Genomic DNA, 18,389 nt, shown 5'->3' with positions numbered 1-18,389 from the left:
AGCACGGCCGTCCCGTCACCGGATTCGGGGCATTGCCTGCTCGGGCATGATGGCGAGGTGAAGACGCTCGGCTCGCGCCAGGTGCTGCTCGGGGTGCTCGCCGTGGCGCTCGTCGTGCTGGGCTGGGTCGTCGTGCGCGCCGCGCAGGGCCCGTCGGCGCCGGCCGGCTCCTCGGCCCGCGACGCCTCGGCGACCGGCCCGTCCGTCAGCGGCACCGCCGGGTCCGGCGCCACCGACCCCGTCTCGGGACTGCCGTGGGTCGCCGAGTCGGCCCTGCCCGCACAGGCCAAGGAGACGCTCGCCCTGATCCGCGCCGGCGGCCCGTTCCCCTACCCCCGCAGCGACAACCGGACGTTCGACAACCGCGAGCGGCTGCTACCACCGCACACGAGCGGCTACTACCGCGAGTTCACCGTCGTGACACCGGGATCCGACGACCGCGGGGCCCGCCGCATCATCACCGGCAGCAGCGGCGAGAAATACTGGACCGACGACCACTACGCGTCGTTCAGCCGGATCAGGGAGGGCACGTGACGACGTTCCTCGGCCGGCACAGCGAGGCCGACGACCACATCGCCCAGCTCGTCTGGCTCGGCCACGACGTACGCGTCGTCTCCGGCGGGGACGACAAGGCGGGCGTGCTCGAGGCGTTCGCCACGGGCCTCGACCTGCCCGACTGGTTCGGGCACAACTGGGACGCCCTGCTCGACGCGCTCCGCGACCTCGACGCGCCCCGCGGCGTGCCTATCGAGCTCGTCTGGGACCACGCGGCGTCGCTGCGCGCGCGTGACCGCACCGCCTTCGACACCGTCGTCGACATCCTCGAGCAGGTCGCCGACGAGCGCGACGACCTCCACGTCACCGTCGTCACCCGCTAGCCCCGCCGGTCCGTAGGGACCGAGGAGGTATGCCGTCACGCCACCCGTGCGCGACGCCGCGGGCCGCGGACGCCACCGGACTGCCTACCCGAGCGGACGGCATACGCCATCGGGTGCGACGGGTCAGGAGACGAAGACCCGGTCGTCGATGAGGCGCTCGGTGACCTCCTGGCCCTCCGTGTGGAAGCGGCCGTGCTCGAAGTCCTTGGCGAACTCGAGCTCGACGTGGGCCTTGCCGTGGCGGTTCTTCTCGACGCTGACGACCGACCAGCCGCGGAAGCGCTGGATGTTGCCGAGGTTGTAGACGAGGTGCTCGCGCGAGACGACGTCGACCTTGTCGTTGACGATGAGGACGACGTCGGCCTCGAAGGCCAGCGCTGACGACCCGCGCAGGTCGTGGGTGCGCATCCGGTGGCCGGAGGCGAGCGCCTCCTTGTCGGCGGCCGAGATCGCGACGACGGGCACGCGCGCGGACAGGGCGAGGTCCTTGAGGCCCTCGGCGACGGCGGTGATCCGCTCGTCCTCCTCGGCGCCGTCGGCGGGCACCTTCTGGATGTAGTCGAGCAGCACGAAGGGCGCCTGGCCCGTCGCCTCCGTGACGCGGTCGACGGTCTCGCGGACCGTGTCCAGCGTCGTCGTCGCGCCGGACGACTCGTGGATCTGGAGGCGGTCGCCGTAGCCGCTGAGCGCGGCGAGGGCGCGGCCGCCCCCGGGGAGGGCGCCGAGGACCGCGTCGAGCGAGCCGCCGTGGACGGCCGTCTCGAGGGCGTGGCGCACGTCGATGACACCGGCCACCTCGCCGGGGTCGCCCTCGGCGGCCTCCATCGAGATCAGCCGCTCGAGCAGGGTGTGGCTCTCGTGCTCGTAGGAGAGCACGAGGGCGCTCGCACCCGCGGCGACGACGTTGCGGGCGAGCTGCAGCCCGATCGTCGTCTTGCCGTGCCCGGCCGGGCCGCCGAGGAGGACGAGCTCACCGGAGCGGAAGCCGCCGGTCAGGACGGTGTCGAGCGCCGGGAAGCCCGTCGACCACACGCGCGCGCCGGCCGGGGACCCCCGTCGCAGCACGTCGTCCGTCTCGGTGAGGAGGGCGTCGAGCGGTCGCAGGGATCCCGCGTCGCGAGGGCCGGCTGGTGTGACCATGCGCAGATTGCACCACAGGCCGCCCACGCGTCGGGCCGGTTCGGCGAATGTGCCGAGCGCGCGGCACCGTCGACCCGAGACGTCAGAGCGCGATGCCGACGTACTTCGTCTCGAGGTACTCGTCGATGCCCTCGAAACCGCCCTCGCGCCCGACACCGGACGCCTTGACGCCGCCGAAGGGGGCCGCGGGGTTGGACACGATGCCCTGGTTGACGCCGACCATGCCGTACTCGAGCGCCTCGCTCATCGTGATCGCCCGCGAGAGGTCGCGGGTGAAGAGGTAGGCGACGAGGCCGTACTCCGTGTCGTTGGCGAGGCGGATCGCCTCGGCGTCGGTGCGGAACGTCGTGACCGGCGCGACGGGACCGAAGATCTCCTCGCGGGCCATGTCGGCGTCGGTCGGCACGTCGGCGAGGACCGTCGGCTCGTAGAACCAGCCGGCGCCCTGGGGTGCCGAGCCTCCGACGAGGACCTTCGCGCCCTTGGCGACGGCGTCGTCGACGAGTGCCGACACCTTGTCGCGCGCCTTCTCGTCGACGAGGGGTCCGACGTCGACCCCCTTCCTCGTGCCCTTGCCGAGCGTCAGGGCCCCCATCCGCCGCGCCAGCTTCGCACTGAACTCGTCGGCGAGGGACTCGTGCACGTAGAAACGGTTGGCCGCGGTGCAGGCCTCGCCCATGTTGCGCATCTTGGCGAGCATGGCGCCGTCGACCGCCTTGTCGACGTCGGCGTCCTCGAAGACGAGGAACGGGGCGTTCCCGCCGAGCTCCATCGAGACGCGCAGGATGCCCTGCGACGCCTGCTCCATGAGCGAGCGCCCGACGGGCGTCGAGCCGGTGAAGGTCAGCTTGCGCAGCCGCGGGTCACGGATCAGCGGCTCCATGACGTCGCCCGTCGTGGCGTGGGATGTCATGACGACGTTGAGCACGCCGTCCGGCAGGCCGCACTCGCGGAGGAGGTCGGCCAGGGCGAGCATGGTCAACGGCGTCTGGCTGGCCGGCTTGACGACCATGGTGCAGCCCGCCGCGATGGCCGGACCGATCTTGCGGGTGCCCATCGCGAGCGGGAAGTTCCACGGCGTGATCATCAGCGTCGGGCCGACGGGCTGCTTCATCGTCATGAGGCGGGTCGCGCCGTTGGGGGCGGTCGACCAGCGCCCGGAGATGCGCACGGCCTCCTCGGAGAACCACCGGAAGAACTCCGCGCCGTAGGCGACCTCGCCTCGGCTCTCGGCGAGCGTCTTGCCCATCTCGAGCGTCATGAGCATCGCGAACTCCTCGGCCCGCGCGGCGATCTTCTCGTATGCCGCCCGCAGCAGCTCGCCGCGGTCGCGCGGCGCCGTGCGCGCCCAGTCGGCCTGCGCCGACACGGCGGCGTCGAGCGCGGCCCGGCCGTCGGCGACCGAGGCGGCCGCGACGTGCGTGAGCACCCGGCCGGTCGACGGGTCGTCGACCGCGATGGTCTGCCCCTCGCTGCCGTCGCGCCACTGCCCGCCGATGAGCAGGCCCTTGGGCACCGAGTCGATCACTGACTTCTGCGTCACCGCTGCCATGCCTGAAACCCTATTCCTGTCGTGGTGCTCGTCCTCGGGGTCCCCGTCGGACGGTTCAGCGGTCGTCCATACCCCACGGGGAGCCGTAGCCCTCGGGCTTGGGCGCCGCCAGCAGGTCGAGGAACGGGACGGCGTCGAACGCCTCGGGTCCGAGCACGCCGGCGCCCTTCCACGTGCCGCCGGCGAGCAGCTCGAGCGCGACGACGGGGTTGACCGCGGTCTGCCAGACGACGCACTGGGCGTCGTAGCCCGCCATCGTCTCGGCGTTGTCGACGACGTGGTAGAGGTAGGTGCGGCGCGGCTGACCGTCCGTGCCCGTGCCCGTGACGAAGAGCCCGGCGCACGTCTTGCCCGTCATCCGCGGACCGATCGTGGCGGGGTCGGGCAGCGCAGCAGCGACGACGTCACGGGGCGAGACCTGCACGCCCTTGACGGTGATCGGCTCGGTGCGGTCGAGACCGAGCGTGTTGAGGACCTTGAGGATGGTGATGAACTCGTCGCCCAGGCCGTACTTGAAGGTGACCCGCTTGGCGTCGACCCAGCGCGGCATGAGGAGCACCTCCTCGTGCTCGACGTTGACGCACTCGACCGGCCCGATGCCCTCCGGGAAGTCGAAGACCTCCGGCTCGCTGAAGGGCGCCGTCGTGAACCAGCCGCGGTCCTTCTCCCAGACCACGGGCGGGTTGAGGCACTCCTCGATGGTCGTCCACATCGAGAAGCTCGGCGCGAAGATCTCGTTGCCGTCGTCGTCGTGGACGACGAGGTTGGCCCCGTCGCGTGTGCCGAGCTCGTCGATCTCGCTGAAGAGGTGGTCGGCGGCGTAGCGGGCGAAGACGTCGGAGAGCCCCGGCTCGACGCCGATGCCGACGAGCGCGAGGCGACCGTCGGCCTCCCAGTCGCCTGCCACGGCGAACTGCTCGTCGCCGAGCATGACGCCGACCTTCTCGTAGGGCTGCTCGGGGTGTCGCTGCGACAGGCTCATCGCCATGTCGAGGTAGTCGGCCCCTGCGGCCTTGGCGCCGTTGAAGATCGACATGTTGAACTTCGGGTCGACCGCGTTGAAGACGTGGGTCGCCCCGTGCTCGCGCGCGAGCGCCGTCACCGCCTCGGCCGACGAGGCGTCGACCTGGGCCGCGACGAAACGGGCCTCCCCCGGATGACGGCCGGCCACGGCCAAGACGGTGCGTTCGGCACGCGTTTGGTCGTAGTCGGCGACGACCCAGCGCTCGAAGAAGCCACGCTCGGCGGCGATGCGCGCGGCGGCGTCACCGACCCCGCCGGAGCCGATCATGAGGACACGCATGGGCGTTCAGGCCACCTGTCGGTTGCGCCGCTTGCCGATGACCTGACCGGTCACGACGAACAGCAGGGCGAGGAGGAACATCACGGTGCCGATGACGTACACCTGCACGGGCACCCCACGAGCCGAGGCACCCCAGACGAACATCGGGAAGGTGATCGAGCTCGGGCTGGCGTTGAAGTTCGTGATGATGTAGTCGTCGAAGCTCAGCGAGAAGGCGAGCAGGGCCCCCGCGGCGATACCCGGTGCCGCCAGGGGCAGCGTGACCCGGAGGAAGGTCTGGGCCGGGTTGGCCCCGAGGTCTGCGGCCGCCTCCTCGAGCTTGGGGTCGAGGGTGGCCACCCTCGCCTTGACGGCGACGACGACGAACGACACGCAGAACATGATGTGCGCGATGAGGATCGCCGTGCGTCCCGAGGGCACCCCGAGCATGAGGAAGAGCGTGAGCAGGCTCGAACCCATGACGACCTCGGGCGTGGCCATTGGCATGAAGATCAGCAGGTTGGTCGCAGAACGCCCGCGGAAGCGGTAGCGACCGAGGGCGAAGGCGATCATCGTCCCGAGCACGGTCGCCGTGAGCGACGCGATGACACCGATCTGCAGGCTGAGCCCGAGCGACTCGCAGATGCCTTGTGCCCCGCACGGGTTGGTCCAGGCCGCGGTGGAGAACTCGTTGAAGTTGTAGTTGTACTTGCCCTTGGGGTCGTTGAACGAGAAGGCCGCCACGATCACGTTGGGCACGAGCATGTAGATGAGGACCGCGATCGCGGCGAAGGCGATGAGGTGTCGTTTGATCCAGGCCATCAGAGCAGCTCCTCCGTTCCGGCCCGGCGCACGTAGACCGAGACTATGCCGACGATGAGGATGAGCAGGATGAACGACAGCGCGGCGGCCAACGGGTAGTCGAGCACGCGCAGGAACTGGCTGTCGATGACCGAGCCGATCATCGTCGTCTGGGTGTTGCCGAGCAGGCGGGCGTTGATGAAGTCACCGGCCGCGGGGATGAAGGTGAGCAGGGTTCCCGCGACGACACCGGGCAGAGACAGCGGCCAGGTGACCTTGCGGAAGGTCTGCCACGGTGACGCGTAGAGGTCGCCCGCCGCCTCGATGAGCCGTGGGTCCAGGCGCTCGAGCGAGGTGTAGAGCGGGAGGATCATGAAGGGCAGGAAGTTGTAGGTCAGGCCCATGATGACAGCGAACTTCGAGTTGAGGAGCGAGTCGTTCGAGGTGAGGCCGACGGCCTGCAGCAGGTCGGTGATGTGCAGCTTCTGAGCCCACGTCGTGACGAACCAGTCGTCGGACAGGATCGTGCGCCACGCCAGGGTGCGGATGAGGAAGCTGGTGAAGAACGGCGCGATGACGAGCACGAGCACGAGGTTCTTGTAGCGCCCGGCCTTCTGCGCGATGAAGTAGGCCAGCGGGTAGCCCAGGAGCAGCGCGAGCACGGTGGCGGTGCCGGCGTAGAGGAAGGAACGCAGGTACTGCGGCCAGTACTGCCTCAGCGCGTCGGCGTAGATGCCGACGTTGCCGGTGAAGGTGTAGCCGTCGTCGACGTTGCCCTCCTGAAGCGACTGCGACCCCAGGGTCACCATCGGCAGCACGAAGAAGACGACGAGCCAGAGCAGACCCGGCAACAGCAGGGCGTAGGGCACCCAGTTGCGCCGGCGCCGTGACGGCGGCGCCGAGGAGCCGGTCGAGAGGACCGAGCCCTCAGCCATGGTCGTCCACCAGCTCCGCCCCGGCCTCGGCGTCCTGCGACGCGTCGAGGGCGAAGCCGTGCTGGGCCGCCCACGAGACCGTGACGTTCTCGCCCAGCGCCGCCCGTGCCGTGCCGTCGTTCTGCTGCACGACGATGAGCTCCTGGCCCCACGGCATCTGCACGGAGTACTGCGTGGCGACGCCGCTGAACGACACGTCGCGGACGGTGCCGCGCAGGTGGTTGGGCCCACCCGCCTCGCCGAGGCGCAGCTTCTCGGGACGCACCCCGAGCCACACGTCGTTGACACCGTCGGGCAGGTGCTCGCGGGAGACCTCGAGGTCGGTGTCGTGGGTCCGCACGGTGACGATGTGGTCGGTGCCGCCGGGGTTGACCGTCGCCCGCAGCAGGTTCGACTGCCCGAGGAAGTTGGCGACGAAGGTGGACTGCGGCTGCTCGTAGAGCGTGGCCGGGTCACCGAGCTGCTCGAGACGACCCGCGTTCATCACCGCGATGGAGTCGGCCATCGTCATGGCCTCCTCCTGGTCATGGGTGACGTGGATGAAGGTCAGGCCGACCTCCTGCTGGATGCGCTTGAGCTCGATCTGCATCTGGCGCCGTAGCTTGAGGTCGAGCGCCCCGAGCGGCTCGTCGAGCAGGAGCACGTCGGGCCGGTTGACGAGGGCGCGGGCCAGCGCGACGCGCTGCTGCATGCCGCCCGAGAGCTGGGTCGGCTTCTTGTCGGACACCTGTCCCAGCTGCACGAGCTCGAGCACCTCGTTGGCCTTGGCCTTGGCGTCCTTGTCACCGCGCCGACGCAGGCCGAACATCACGTTGTCGAGCACGCTCATGTGCGGGAAGAGGGCGTAGCTCTGGAAGACCGTGTTGACGTTGCGCTGGTAGGCCTTCGTGTGGGTGATGTCGCTGTCGCCGATGCGGATGCGGCCACCCGTGGGCTCCTCGAGACCCGCGATCATCCGCAGGGTCGTCGTCTTGCCGCAGCCCGAGGGTCCGAGCAGGGCGAAGAACGAGCCCTGCGGGACGGTCAGGTCGAGAGGGTGGACAGCCGTGAAGGAGGCGAAGGACTTCGTGAGGGCGACGAGGCCGAGATCGCCCTTTCCCTCCTGCTCGCTCATGCTGTGGTCAGGCCCGAGAAGAGCTTGTTGTACTTCGTCTCCTCCTCGGGGGTGAGACCACGGAAGACCTGTGCGCGGGACAGCACCTCCGGCGTCGGCACGATCAGGGGGTTCTTGCCGAGGTCCGGGTCGATCTTCACCAGCTCCTCCTTGGTGCCCTTGACCGGCGCGATGTAGTTGACCCACGCGGCGACCTGCGCCATCACGGCCGGGTCGTAGTAGTAGTCGATGAGCTTCTCGGCGTTCTTCTTGTGGTTCGCGAGCGCCGGGATGACGAAGTTGTCGGACCAGAGCGTGAACCCCTTCTCCGGCAAGGCGTACTGGATGTTGGGGTCGTCGAACTGCAGCTGCACGACGTCACCGGTCCAGGCCACGCACGCGGCGATGTCGCCCTTGGCGAGGCCCTCGGTGTACTCGTTGCCGGTGAACCGGAGGATCTGCCCGGAGTCCTTGGCCTGCTGGATCATGTCGATCGCGGCCTGGAAGTCGGCATCGGTGAAGGAGTCGATCTTCTTGCCCTGCTCCATCATCACGAGGCCGACGGTGTCGCGCATCTCGGTGAGCAACGTGACCTTGCCCTTGAGGGCGGGGTCGGTGAGCAGCTGCGTGATCGACTCGATCTTCTTGCCCCCGGTCGCCTTGAGGTTGTAGCCGATCCCGGCAAAACCGCTCTGCCACGGGAGTGAGTACAGCCGGCCCGGGTCGAACTCGACGTTCTTGAGGGAGTCCTCGAGGTTGGCCGCGTTCGGGATGTTGGCCAGGTCGAGCTTCTGCAGGTAGCCCTGGCGGATGAGGCGGGCGACCATCCAGTCGGTGCTGCACCAGACGTCGCGGCCGGTGTCCTTGCCGCCCTCGAGGAGCGGACGCACCTTGGCGTAGAACTCGTCGTTGTCGAGGTAGTCCTCGTTGTAGGTGACCTTGATGCCGGTCTTCTTGTAGAAGGCGTCCAGGGTCGGCCGCGACTTGCCGTCCTCGCTCGTGTCGATGTACTCGGTCCAGTTCGACCAGTTGACGATCTTCTCGGTGTCGGACATGTCCTGGGCCGCCGCCGCGGTCTTGGCCGGTGCAGCGGTCCCGGACGCGCCTCCGGAGGAGGGGCTCTTCCCGGCCGATCCGCAGGCCGCGAGGAAGGCCGCCGCGCTGACGCCGGCCGCCCCCATCATGGCCGACCGCCGGCTGACGAGACCGCGCATGAGGGCGGCGCGCAGGATCGGGTTGTCCTTGTCGAAAGAGCTCTCGTTCATGGGGTTCTTCTCCAGGGGTTTCGTGGGGGTCGGGGTGGAGGGTCGACGCTGACCCGAGCTGGTGTTGCTGGTGGGATGCCGTGTCCGACAGACGAGCTCGCGCCGCCCGGTGCGGACGGCGCGAGGCTCACGAGTCGATGTTGGCCATGACGTGCTTGATGCGGGTGTAGTCCTCGAGGCCGTACATGGACAGGTCCTTGCCGTAGCCGCTGTGCTTGAAACCCCCGTGCGGCATCTCGGCGACGACCGGGATGTGGGTGTTGATCCAGACGCACCCGAAGTCGAGCCGCTTGCTCATGCGCATGGCCTTGCCGAAGTCGCGGGTCCACACGGACGAGGCGAGGCCGTACTGCACACCGTTGGCCCACGCGAGCGCCTCGGCCTCGTCGGAGAACTGCTGCACGGTGATGACGGGACCGAAGATCTCGTTCTGGATCTGCTCGTCGTCCTGCCGGAGGCCCGCGAGCACGGTGGGCTCGAAGAAGTAGCCGTCGCCGAGGCCCTCGGCGCGGCGGCCACCGGCCTCGATGCGGGCGTGGTCGGGCAGGCGGTCGATCATGCCCCCGACGTGCGCGACCTGGTTCGGGTTGTTGACGGGGCCGAAGAGGGCGTCGGGGTCATCGGGCATGCCGACCTTGGCCGAGCCCTTGGCGTACTCGGCGAGCGCGGCGACGAAGTCGTCGTGGATGCGTGGCCCGGCGAGGACGCGGGTCGCGGCGGTGCAGTCCTGGCCGGCGTTGAAGTAGCCACCGATGGCGATGCCCTCGACGGCGGCCTCGATGTCGGCGTCGTCGAAGACGATGACCGGCGCCTTGCCACCGAGCTCGAGGTGGACGCGCTTGAGGTCGCGCGACGCGCTCTCGGCGACCTGCATGCCGGCGCGGACCGAGCCGGTGATCGCGACGAGCGCCGGCGTCCGGTGCTCGACGAGCATGCGGCCGGTCTCGCGGTCGCCGGTGATGACGTTGAACGTGCCCTCGGGCAGGAACTCCGAGGCGAGCTCGGCGAGGAGCAGCGTCGTCTCGGGCGTGGTGTCGGAGGGCTTGAGGACGATGGTGTTGCCCGCGGCGAGCGCCGGGGCGATCTTCCACATCGCCATCATCATCGGGTAGTTCCACGGCGTCACCTGGCCGACGACCCCGATCGGCTCGCGGCGCACGAAGGACGTGTGGCCCTTCATGTACTCCCCCGCCGACTTGCCCTCGAGCACCCTGGCGGCGCCGGCGAAGAAGCGCAGCTGGTCGAGCATCGGAGGGATCTCCTCGCTCCGGGTCAGCGCGTGTGGCTTGCCGGTGTTCTCGCCCTCGAGGCGGATGAAGTCGTCGGCGCGTGCCTCGATGGCGTCGGCGAACTTCAGCAGGGCGGCCTGGCGCTCGCTGGGGGTCGTGTCACCCCACGTCTCGAAGCCGGCGGACGCGGCCGCATACGCCCGGTCGACGTCCGACTGGACGCTGACGGGGGCCGTGGCAACGACCTGTGCGGTGGACGGGTCGACGATGTCGGTCGTCGCGTCGCCGTCGGGGTCGACGTACTGTCCACCGATGAAGTTGCGGAGCTGGCGCGGCTGCGAAGTCATGCGGGAATGCTAAACACATACCTTCGCAATCGTGAAGACTTGGCGAGATAAATCTTCGGAATCAGTTGTGGGGGGACTTGCCAACAGCGTGTTCCACAGGTCAGTATCGGCGCATGACGACGATTCGGGGCGTGGCCAACACCGGGGGAAACGGTGCCAAGAGACCCTCGGTCAATCTCGACGACGTGAGCAAGACCATCATCGAGCTCCTACAGCACGACGGGCGCAAGTCGTACGCGTCCATCGCGCAGGAGGTCGGGCTGTCCGAGGCCGCCGTGCGCCAGCGCGTGCAGCGCCTCCTCGACGCCGACGTCATGCAGATCGTCGCGGTGACGGACCCGCTGCAGGTCGGGTTCCAGCGCCAGGCGATGGTGGGGCTGCGGGTGTCGGGAGACATGACGTCGGTCGCCGACGCGCTGACCGAGATGGAGGAGGTCTCCTACGTCGTCACGACGGCCGGGAGCTTCGACGTGCTCGCCGAGGTCGTCTGCGAGAACGACACCCACCTGCTCGAGCTGCTCACGACCCGCATCCGCCCGCTCGCGGGCGTCACGGCGACCGAGACGTTCGTCTACCTGAAACTCAACAAACAGCTCTACAACTGGGGTACACGATGAGCATCAACCCGAACGAGGTCTGGGAACCCACCTCGGATCGCCGCACTCCCGCGGGCACCCTCCACTCCGAGGCCGCGCGCGACCACCTGTGGATGCACTTCACGCGCCACTCGGTCTTCGAGGACCGGGGCGAGGGCGGGCTCGGCCACTCCGTGCCCATCATCAGCAAGGGCCAGGGCTGGAAGATCTGGGACGACCGGGGCAACGAGTACATCGACGGGCTCTCCGGCCTCTTCGTCGTCCAGGTCGGCCACGGCCGCGAGGAGCTCGCGGAGGCCGCGGCCAAGCAGGCCAAGGAGCTCGCGTTCTTCCCGCTGTGGAGCTACGCGCACCCCAAGGCGATCGAGCTGGCCGAGCGCCTCGCGAGCCACGCCCCCGGCGACCTCAACCGCGTCTTCTTCACGACCGGTGGCGGCGAGGCCGTCGAGACCGCGTGGAAGCTCGCCAAGCAGTACTTCAAGCTGACCGGCAAGCCGACCAAGCACAAGGTCATCTCGCGCAACGTCGCGTACCACGGGACGCCCCAGGGCGCCCTGTCGATCACCGGCATCCCCGCCGCCAAGGAGATGTTCGAGCCGCTCGTGCCCGGTGCGCACAAGGTCCCGAACACCAACCTCTACCGCGCCCCCGAGCACCTCCAGGGCGACGAGAAGGCCTTCGGCCGCTGGGCCGCCGACCGCATCGCCGAGGCCATCGAGTTCGAGGGCCCCGACACCGTCGCAGCCGTCTTCCTCGAGCCGGTGCAGAACTCCGGTGGCTGCTTCCCGCCGCCTGCCGGCTACTTCGAGCGGGTCCGTGAGATCTGCGACGAGTACGACGTGCTCCTCGTCTCCGACGAGGTCATCTGCTCCTTCGGCCGCATCGGCTCGATGTTCGCGTGCGACGACTTCGACTACGTGCCCGACATCATCACGTGCGCCAAGGGCATGACGAGCGGCTACTCCCCCATCGGCGCGATGATCGCCAGCGACCGCCTCTTCGAGCCGTTCAAGCACGGCACGACGTACTTCCCGCACGGCTACACCTTCGGCGGTCACCCGGTGTCGGCGGCGGTCGCCATGGCCAACCTCGACATCTTCGAGCGCGAGGGCCTCAACGACCGCGTCAAGCAGAACGCCCCGATCTTCAAGGCGACCCTCGACAAGCTGCTCGACCTGCCGCTCGTCGGCGACGTCCGCGGCGCCGGCTACTTCTACGGCATCGAGCTCGTCAAGGACAAGGCCACCCGCGAGACGTTCAACGACGCCGAGTCCGAGCGCCTGCTGCGCGGCTTCCTCTCCAAGGCGCTCTTCGACGCGGGGCTCTACTGCCGCGCCGACGACCGCGGAGACCCCGTCATCCAGCTGGCGCCGCCGCTCATCATGGGTCCGGAGCAGTTCGACGACATCGAGTCACGGCTGCGTTCGGTGCTGACGGAGGCCGAGAACCACCTCTGACCCCAGACTTTCCGACTCCGTGCGTATGCCGTGGGGGTGTCGCCGGCCACGAAGCCACCCGTTCGCGGGTGGCTTCGTGCGTTACCGTGCCGGAACGCTGGTGCCTGCCGTTCGTTGGGGTAGGTATCCGACGAGTGCGACGCCGACGCACCGCCGACGCTAGGAGAAGACATGGGATTCCTCGACAAGCTGCTGGGCCGTGAGCCCATGCAGCAGCAGCGCCCCCAGCAGGCCCAGCCGCCGACCGGACAGCCGTACGCCGTCGCGGCCCCGCGCGGGGGTGCCTCGTCCGAGGACGAGCGCGCCATCGCCCGCTACAAGTACCTGCTGCGCACCGCGCCGCCGGAGGACATCGAGAGGGTGCACACGGAGGCCTTCGCGAAGCTCTCGCCGGAGCAGCGCCAGATGGTGCTCCAGCGACTCAACGAGGACCTCCCCGAGGGTGAGCGTCCACGCAGCGACCAGCCGGCCGACCTCGCCCGGAGTGCGACCCGAGCCGAGATGAGCCGCCCCGGCTACCTCCAGGGTGCCTTCGGCGGTGGCCGAGGCGGCGGCATGGGCATGGGCGGCATGATCGCCGGCTCGATGCTCGGCACGATCGCGGGCGTCGTCGTCGGATCGGCCCTGGCCGATATGATGCTGGGCGGCTACGACTCGTCGCCCGAGGCGCAGGAGGCCGGCGACGCGACCGCCGACGCGGGTGACACGGGTGACACCGGCGACGCCGGGGGCGACGCCGGCGACGGCGCCGGGGACACGGGTGACGCCGGTGGCTCGGACTTCGGCGACTTCGGAGGCGGGGGCGACTTCGGTGACTTCGGCGGCGGCGGTGACTTCGGCGGCTTCTGACCCCACTCCGTAGCCAGGACCCCGACGCGGCCTTCGGTTCCCGTGGCCCACGACCCGCTCGCGGCCACGGATCCGGGCGTCGCGTCGGTGCGTCCCCGGTCCCTGTCCGGTGTCGGCTTCGTCCAAGACGACGGGCGCCCCCGGGGGCGATGCTGGGCGCTCATCCACCGACGAAAGGGACCCCGATGGCCATCGCCGCCCTCAAGATGCTCACCCTCGACAGCTCGGACGCACGCCGTGACGCCACCTTCTGGTCGACCGTCCTCGGCTGGGAGGTCGTGCACGCGCAGGACGAGTACGCCATGCTCACCGGCCCCGGCGGCGTGGCCCTGGGCCTCGGCCTGGTCGACGACCACGAGCCGCCGACCTGGCCGAACGAGCGCGGCACCAAGCAGTTCCACCTCGACCTCGCCGTCGACGACCTCGACGCGGCGGCGGCGGAGTGCGTCGCGGCCGGTGCGACGGTGCCCGACGACCAGCCGGGCGAAACCTGGCGCGTCCTGCTCGACCCGAGCGGCCACCCCTTCTGCCTCACCCAGGCCGCCAACTGGGCCTGAGACCCCCACACCTCGAGTGAGCGCACAACCCCACCCAAGTGAGCGGGTATCCCCATCTGGGTGACAGCGCTCACTCGACTGGGAGGGGGCGGGCGGTCAGACGCCGACGAGCCAGTGGAAGAGCGCGGCGATGCCGAGGATCACCGGCACCGACGCGAAGGTGCTGACGAAGATGACGTCGCGGGCGAGGTTGACCTCGCGCCGGTAGCGGACGGCATACGTGAAGATGTTCTGTGCCGTCGGGAGGGCCGCCGTCACGACGACGGCGAAGAGCGCCTCACCGCGCAGCCCGAGCGCGAGACCCACGCCGAGCGCGATGGCCGGCATGAGCAGGGTCTTGAGGACGACGATCGTCCACACGTGCTCGGCGGTACGGCCCGTCGCCGGACGCGGCCCGCGCCGCAGCGAGATGCCGAACGCGACGAGCATCGAGGGCACGGCCATGGCGCCGAGCAGGTCGATGGGCGCGGCGACGACGCGAGGCAGGTCGATGTCGAAGACGGCGATGAGCAGGCCGGCCACCGCGCCGAGGGTGATCGGGTTGCTGAACATCCGGCGCAGGCTCCGACCCAGCGTCGGGCGCTCGGCGCGGGCGTCGCTGTCGAAGAGCGCCATGTAGACGGGCGTGATGATGAGCAGCTGCATGAGCAGCGTCGGAGCGACCCACGCGACGTCGCCGAGGACGTAGAGCGCGATCGGGATGCCGAGGTTGCCTGCGTTGACGTATGCCGCCGAGAGGCTGCCGATGAGGCGTGACCCGAGCGTCCCTCCCGCCCAACGGAACCGGGCGATGGCCAGGTAGATGCCGACCACGAGCGCGAAGCTGATGAGCGACGTGACGAGGTTGGCCGACAGGACGGCGTCGAGCGACGTGCGCTGCATGACGGTGAGCAGCAGCGCGGGCGAGGCGACGTGGAAGGCGAGACGGGAGAGGTTGACCTGCGCCGACTCGTCGAGCACCCGACGGTCGGCGAGCAGCCACCCGACCGCGACGATGATCGCGATCGTCGCGAATCCCTCGAGCACGCCGACCATGGCGGCGATCCTTCCAGCCGCGGTTGACGGGACGTCGCCCGGGTCCGCTCCTCGACCACCTCGGCGGGGCAGGATGGGCGGCATGGAGATCGAGACCCTGGACGAGCTGGACGACCACCTCGCCTCCGACGGGCCGCTGCGCGGTCTCCGGCTGCAGGACCTCGACCTCACCTCCTATGCGGACCAGTTCGCGTCACGCAGCGACCTCACGGGCCTCGTCGTGCTGGGGGGCACGGTGCCGGTCCGGGTGGCGGAGGTGTTGCTCGCTCGTGGCGCGATCCTCTTCCCGGGCATCGCCGACGCGCCCGTCGACCCGTGGCGCGGCCTCTACTTCCCGTCCGACCTCTACACCGGCCTCGAGCACGGCTATGCCGAGACCCCGGACGCGAAGGCGTACGCGTGGTTCGTCGACGCGCGACTGCGCACCGACGCGTACGCCACCCTCGTCCGTGCCATCCACGACGACTCGGTGACGGACGAGCTCGACGAGTTCGTCCACGGCCGTTCGGTGGTGGGGATCATGGGTGGGCATGCGCTGCAACGGGACTCGGCGGCCTACGCCGGCGCCGCCGGGCTGGGGCACGCCCTCGCCGAGGAGGGTCACCTGGTCGCGACCGGTGGTGGGCCCGGCGCGATGGAGGCCGCCAACCTCGGTGCGCTGTGCCGGAGCGCGGCCGCCGTCGGGGAGGCCGTCGGGAGCATCGCGCGCGTGCCGGGCTTCCGGCCCGACGTCACCGCCTGGGCGGCGACGGCCCTCGCCGCACGGGGGGCCATCGTCGGTGAAGAGCCCCAGGCGCCGTCCGAGACGCTGGGCCCGTCGGCTCGCTCGCTCGGGATCCCGACGTGGTTCTACGGACACGAGCCGCCGAACGTCTTCTGCGACGTCATCGCCAAGTACTTCTCCAACGCGATCCGCGAGGAGGGCCTGCTCGCGCGCTCGAACGCCGGGATCGTCGTGCTCGACGGGGCGGCAGGCACCGTGCAGGAGATCTTCCAGGCGGTGACACCGCTCTACTACGCGCCTGAGGGCGCGCCGCTGGCTCCGCTCGTCCTCGTCGGGCGAGAGCACTGGACCGAGCGGGTGCCCGTCTGGCCGGCCCTCACTGCCATCGCCGCCGGCCGCCCGATGGCCGAGGCGATCCACCTCGTCGACTCCGTTGACGAGGTCCTCCCCCTGCTCCCTGCGCCTCCCGGCTGAACGCCACGGCCCCACCAGAAGTGCGCCACGGCGCAGTTCCAGCGGCCTCCAGAGCCGGATCGCCACCAGAAGTGCGCCACGGCGCAGTTCCGGCGCCCTCGAGAACAGGATTCCCACCAGAAGTGCGCCATGGCGCAGTTCCGGCGCCCTCGAGAACAGGATTCCCACCAGAAGTGCGCCATGGCGCAGTTCCAGCGGCCTCCAGAGCCGGATCGCCACCAGAAGTGCGCCACGGCGCAGTTCCGGCGAGGGCGCGTCGTAGGGTCAGGAACCGCGCAGGACAGGCGTCAGGACCTCGAGGACGGAGGCGTCCTCGATCGTGGCGGGCACGACGGCGGCTTTGCCGTCGGCCAGCTCGCGCATCGTCTTGCGCAGGATCTTGCCCGACCGCGTCTTCGGCAGGCCGGCCACGATGTCGACCTGGTGCAGGGCCGCCACGGCCCCCACCTCGGCGCGGACCCGGGCGACGAGCTCGCGCTTGATCCGGTCGCCGTCCGCCTCGGCGTCGACGCCCGCCTTGAGCACGACGAGCGCCCGGGGCACCTGACCCTTGAGGTCGTCGTGCACGCCGATGACCGCGCACTCGGCGACGGCCTCGTGCCCGGCGAGCGCGGCCTCGAGCGAGCCGGTCGACAGCCGGTGCCCGGCGACGTTGAGGACGTCGTCCGTGCGCCCCATGACGTAGAGGTAGCCGTCCTCGTCGAGGTAGCCGCCGTCGCCCGTCAGGTAGTAGCCCGGGTAGGCCGACAGGTAGGAGCTGACGTAGCGGTCGTCGTCGCCCCAGAGCGTCGGCAGGGTGCCCGGCGGCATCGGGAGCTTGATGCAGATCGCCCCTTCGGTGCCCGGCTCGACCTGCTCGCCGGTCGCGTCGAGGACCCGCACGTCATAGCCGGGGACGGCGACCGTGGGCGAGCCTGCCTTGATCGGCAACAGCCCGATCCCCTTGGGGTTGGAGGCGATCGGCCAGCCGGTCTCGGTCTGCCACCAGTTGTCGATGACGGGCTTGCTCAGCGCGGCGGAGGCCCACTCGTAGGTGTCGGGGTCGAGCCTCTCCCCCGCGAGGAAGAGTGCACGGAAGTGCGACAGGTCGTGCTCGGCGACCTTGGAGGCGCTCGAGTCGTCCTTCTTGATGGCGCGGAACGCCGTGGGCGCGGTGAACATGCAGACGGCGTCGTACTCGGCGATGACCCTCCAGAACGCGCCGGCGTCCGGGGTGCCGACGGGCTTGCCCTCGTACAGCACCGTCGTCGCGCCCGTGAGCAGCGGCGCGTAGACGATGTAGGAGTGCCCGACGACCCAGCCGACGTCGCTCGCGGTGAACATCGTCTCGCCCGGCGCCACGTCGTAGATGTTGGCCATCGACCAGCGGAGCGCGACGGCGTAGCCACCGCTGTCGCGGTAGATGCCCTTCGGCTTCCCGGTCGTGCCGGACGTGTAGAGGATGTAGAGCGGGTCGGTCGCGGCCACCGTGACGCACTCGCTGCCCTCGAGCGCGGCGTCGCCGGACTCGAAGTCCATCCAGTCGAGGTCACGGTCGCCGAGCTCGGCGACGAGCTGCTCCCGCTGGAGCACGACGCAGTGCTCGGGCCGGTGCGCCGAGCGCCTGATCGCCTCGTCGAGGAACGGCTTGTAGGGCACGACGCGGCTCGGCTCGACCCCGCACGACGCCGAGAGCACGACCTTCGGGGCCGCGTCATCGATGCGGGCCGCGAGCTCCTGGGGGGCGAAGCCACCGAAGACGACGGAGTGGATGGCCCCGATGCGGGCGCAGGCGAGCATCGCGATGACGGCCTCGGGCACCATCGGCATGTAGATGACGACCCGGTCGCCCTTGCCGACGCCGAGCCCGCGCAGGCCACCGGCCACGGCGCGCACCCGATCGAGCAGGACGGCATACGTCAGCGTGCTCTTCGTGCCCGTCACCGGGGAGTCGTAGTGGATCGCGGCCTGGTCGCCGCGGCCGGCGGCGACGTGGCGGTCGACGGCGTTGAAGCAGACGTTGAGCTCGGCATCGGGATACCACCGGTAGAACGGCGGCCTCGACTCGTCGAGGATGCGCGTCGGCGGCGTCACCCAGTCGATGCTCTCGGCCGCCTGGCGCCAGAAACCCTCCGGGTCACTCAGGCTCGCGTCGTAGGTGCTCTGGTATGCCGTCGCAGCGCCGTCGCTCATGGG

The 18,389-nt window shown here is 69.9% G+C and carries 17 protein-coding genes; 7 read left to right on the top strand and 10 right to left on the bottom strand.

The features are described from left to right. The first annotated feature begins 57 nt into the window (after nucleotides 1-57). Both ASD90_RS08545 and ASD90_RS08540 read left to right on the top strand, forming a co-directional pair. A complete protein-coding gene (locus tag ASD90_RS08545; RefSeq protein ID WP_056753974.1) occupies nucleotides 58-534 on the top strand; it encodes a ribonuclease domain-containing protein in 477 nt (158 codons plus the stop codon). Further along, a complete protein-coding gene (locus ASD90_RS08540; protein ID WP_056753971.1) occupies nucleotides 531-878 on the top strand; it encodes a barstar family protein in 348 nt (115 codons plus the stop codon). The genes ASD90_RS08545 and ASD90_RS08540 overlap by 4 nt, the downstream gene beginning before the upstream one ends. A gap of 123 nt (nucleotides 879-1,001) precedes the next feature. Here the strand turns inward: ASD90_RS08540 and ASD90_RS08535 are convergent, their stop codons facing one another. The 8 genes from ASD90_RS08535 to ASD90_RS08500 all read right to left on the bottom strand — a co-directional run bounded on the left by ASD90_RS08535 (nucleotide 1,002) and on the right by ASD90_RS08500 (nucleotide 10,522). Next, nucleotides 1,002-2,018: a DnaB-like helicase C-terminal domain-containing protein gene (locus ASD90_RS08535; RefSeq protein ID WP_056753968.1), complete on the bottom strand. Its 1,017-nt coding sequence runs from the start codon at nucleotides 2,016-2,018 to the stop codon at nucleotides 1,002-1,004. Nucleotides 2,019-2,100: 82 nt separating this feature from the next. Further along, on the bottom strand, nucleotides 2,101-3,570 hold the full coding sequence (locus ASD90_RS08530) for an NAD-dependent succinate-semialdehyde dehydrogenase (protein WP_056753966.1): 1,470 nt from the start codon (nucleotides 3,568-3,570) through the stop codon (nucleotides 2,101-2,103). A gap of 55 nt (nucleotides 3,571-3,625) precedes the next feature. Further along, nucleotides 3,626-4,873, bottom strand: coding sequence for a saccharopine dehydrogenase family protein (locus tag ASD90_RS08525; protein ID WP_056753961.1), 1,248 nt, complete (start codon nucleotides 4,871-4,873; stop codon nucleotides 3,626-3,628). 6 nt (nucleotides 4,874-4,879) lie between these two features. Beyond that, complete coding sequence (locus tag ASD90_RS08520) at nucleotides 4,880-5,674, bottom strand: ABC transporter permease (protein ID WP_056753958.1); 795 nt, start codon at nucleotides 5,672-5,674, stop codon at nucleotides 4,880-4,882. Then, nucleotides 5,674-6,588, bottom strand: coding sequence for an ABC transporter permease (locus ASD90_RS08515; protein WP_056753955.1), 915 nt, complete (start codon nucleotides 6,586-6,588; stop codon nucleotides 5,674-5,676). Before ASD90_RS08515 ends, ASD90_RS08520 begins: the two co-directional genes overlap by 1 nt. Continuing rightward, on the bottom strand, nucleotides 6,581-7,702 hold the full coding sequence (locus ASD90_RS08510; protein WP_056753951.1) for an ABC transporter ATP-binding protein: 1,122 nt from the start codon (nucleotides 7,700-7,702) through the stop codon (nucleotides 6,581-6,583). Before ASD90_RS08510 ends, ASD90_RS08515 begins: the two co-directional genes overlap by 8 nt. Then, entirely contained in the window at nucleotides 7,699-8,946 is a 1,248-nt protein-coding gene (locus tag ASD90_RS08505) for a PotD/PotF family extracellular solute-binding protein (RefSeq protein WP_056753947.1), read from the bottom strand. Before ASD90_RS08505 ends, ASD90_RS08510 begins: the two co-directional genes overlap by 4 nt. Nucleotides 8,947-9,073: 127 nt before the next feature. Then, on the bottom strand, nucleotides 9,074-10,522 hold the full coding sequence (locus ASD90_RS08500; RefSeq protein WP_056753944.1) for a gamma-aminobutyraldehyde dehydrogenase: 1,449 nt from the start codon (nucleotides 10,520-10,522) through the stop codon (nucleotides 9,074-9,076). A 113-nt stretch (nucleotides 10,523-10,635) separates the two neighbouring features. On the opposite strand from ASD90_RS08500, the gene ASD90_RS08495 reads away from it, so the two are divergent. The 4 genes from ASD90_RS08495 (at nucleotide 10,636) to ASD90_RS08480 (ending at nucleotide 13,981) form a co-directional block, all read left to right on the top strand. Further along, the gene (locus ASD90_RS08495; RefSeq protein WP_056753941.1) at nucleotides 10,636-11,139 is read left to right on the top strand and encodes an Lrp/AsnC family transcriptional regulator; all 504 of its coding nucleotides are present in this window, start codon (nucleotides 10,636-10,638) and stop codon (nucleotides 11,137-11,139) included. Beyond that, complete coding sequence (locus ASD90_RS08490; RefSeq protein ID WP_056753938.1) at nucleotides 11,136-12,575, top strand: aspartate aminotransferase family protein; 1,440 nt, start codon at nucleotides 11,136-11,138, stop codon at nucleotides 12,573-12,575. Before ASD90_RS08495 ends, ASD90_RS08490 begins: the two co-directional genes overlap by 4 nt. A 171-nt stretch (nucleotides 12,576-12,746) precedes the next feature. Continuing rightward, nucleotides 12,747-13,424 (top strand): hypothetical protein, encoded by a 678-nt coding sequence (locus ASD90_RS08485; RefSeq protein ID WP_056753936.1) that lies wholly within the window; start codon nucleotides 12,747-12,749, stop codon nucleotides 13,422-13,424. Between the two features lie 185 nt (nucleotides 13,425-13,609). Continuing rightward, nucleotides 13,610-13,981 (top strand): VOC family protein, encoded by a 372-nt coding sequence (locus ASD90_RS08480; RefSeq protein ID WP_082588545.1) that lies wholly within the window; start codon nucleotides 13,610-13,612, stop codon nucleotides 13,979-13,981. A gap of 96 nt (nucleotides 13,982-14,077) precedes the next feature. On the opposite strand, the gene ASD90_RS08475 is transcribed toward ASD90_RS08480, so the two are convergent. After that, complete coding sequence (locus ASD90_RS08475) at nucleotides 14,078-15,016, bottom strand: AEC family transporter (protein WP_056753931.1); 939 nt, start codon at nucleotides 15,014-15,016, stop codon at nucleotides 14,078-14,080. 82 nt (nucleotides 15,017-15,098) lie between these two features. Between ASD90_RS08475 and ASD90_RS08470 the strand changes: the two genes are divergently transcribed. Next, nucleotides 15,099-16,214 (top strand): LOG family protein, encoded by a 1,116-nt coding sequence (locus ASD90_RS08470; protein WP_056753928.1) that lies wholly within the window; start codon nucleotides 15,099-15,101, stop codon nucleotides 16,212-16,214. Nucleotides 16,215-16,478: 264 nt separating this feature from the next. On the opposite strand, the gene ASD90_RS08465 is transcribed toward ASD90_RS08470, so the two are convergent. Then, nucleotides 16,479-18,386: a propionyl-CoA synthetase gene (locus tag ASD90_RS08465; protein ID WP_056753926.1), complete on the bottom strand. Its 1,908-nt coding sequence runs from the start codon at nucleotides 18,384-18,386 to the stop codon at nucleotides 16,479-16,481. Between the last annotated feature and the right edge of the window lie 3 nt (nucleotides 18,387-18,389).

It is taken from the genome of Terrabacter sp. Root181 (assembly GCF_001428505.1).
In the GTDB taxonomy this organism is placed as follows: domain Bacteria; phylum Actinomycetota; class Actinomycetes; order Actinomycetales; family Dermatophilaceae; genus Terrabacter.
This window is presented reverse-complemented; position numbering and strand designations above follow the sequence as displayed.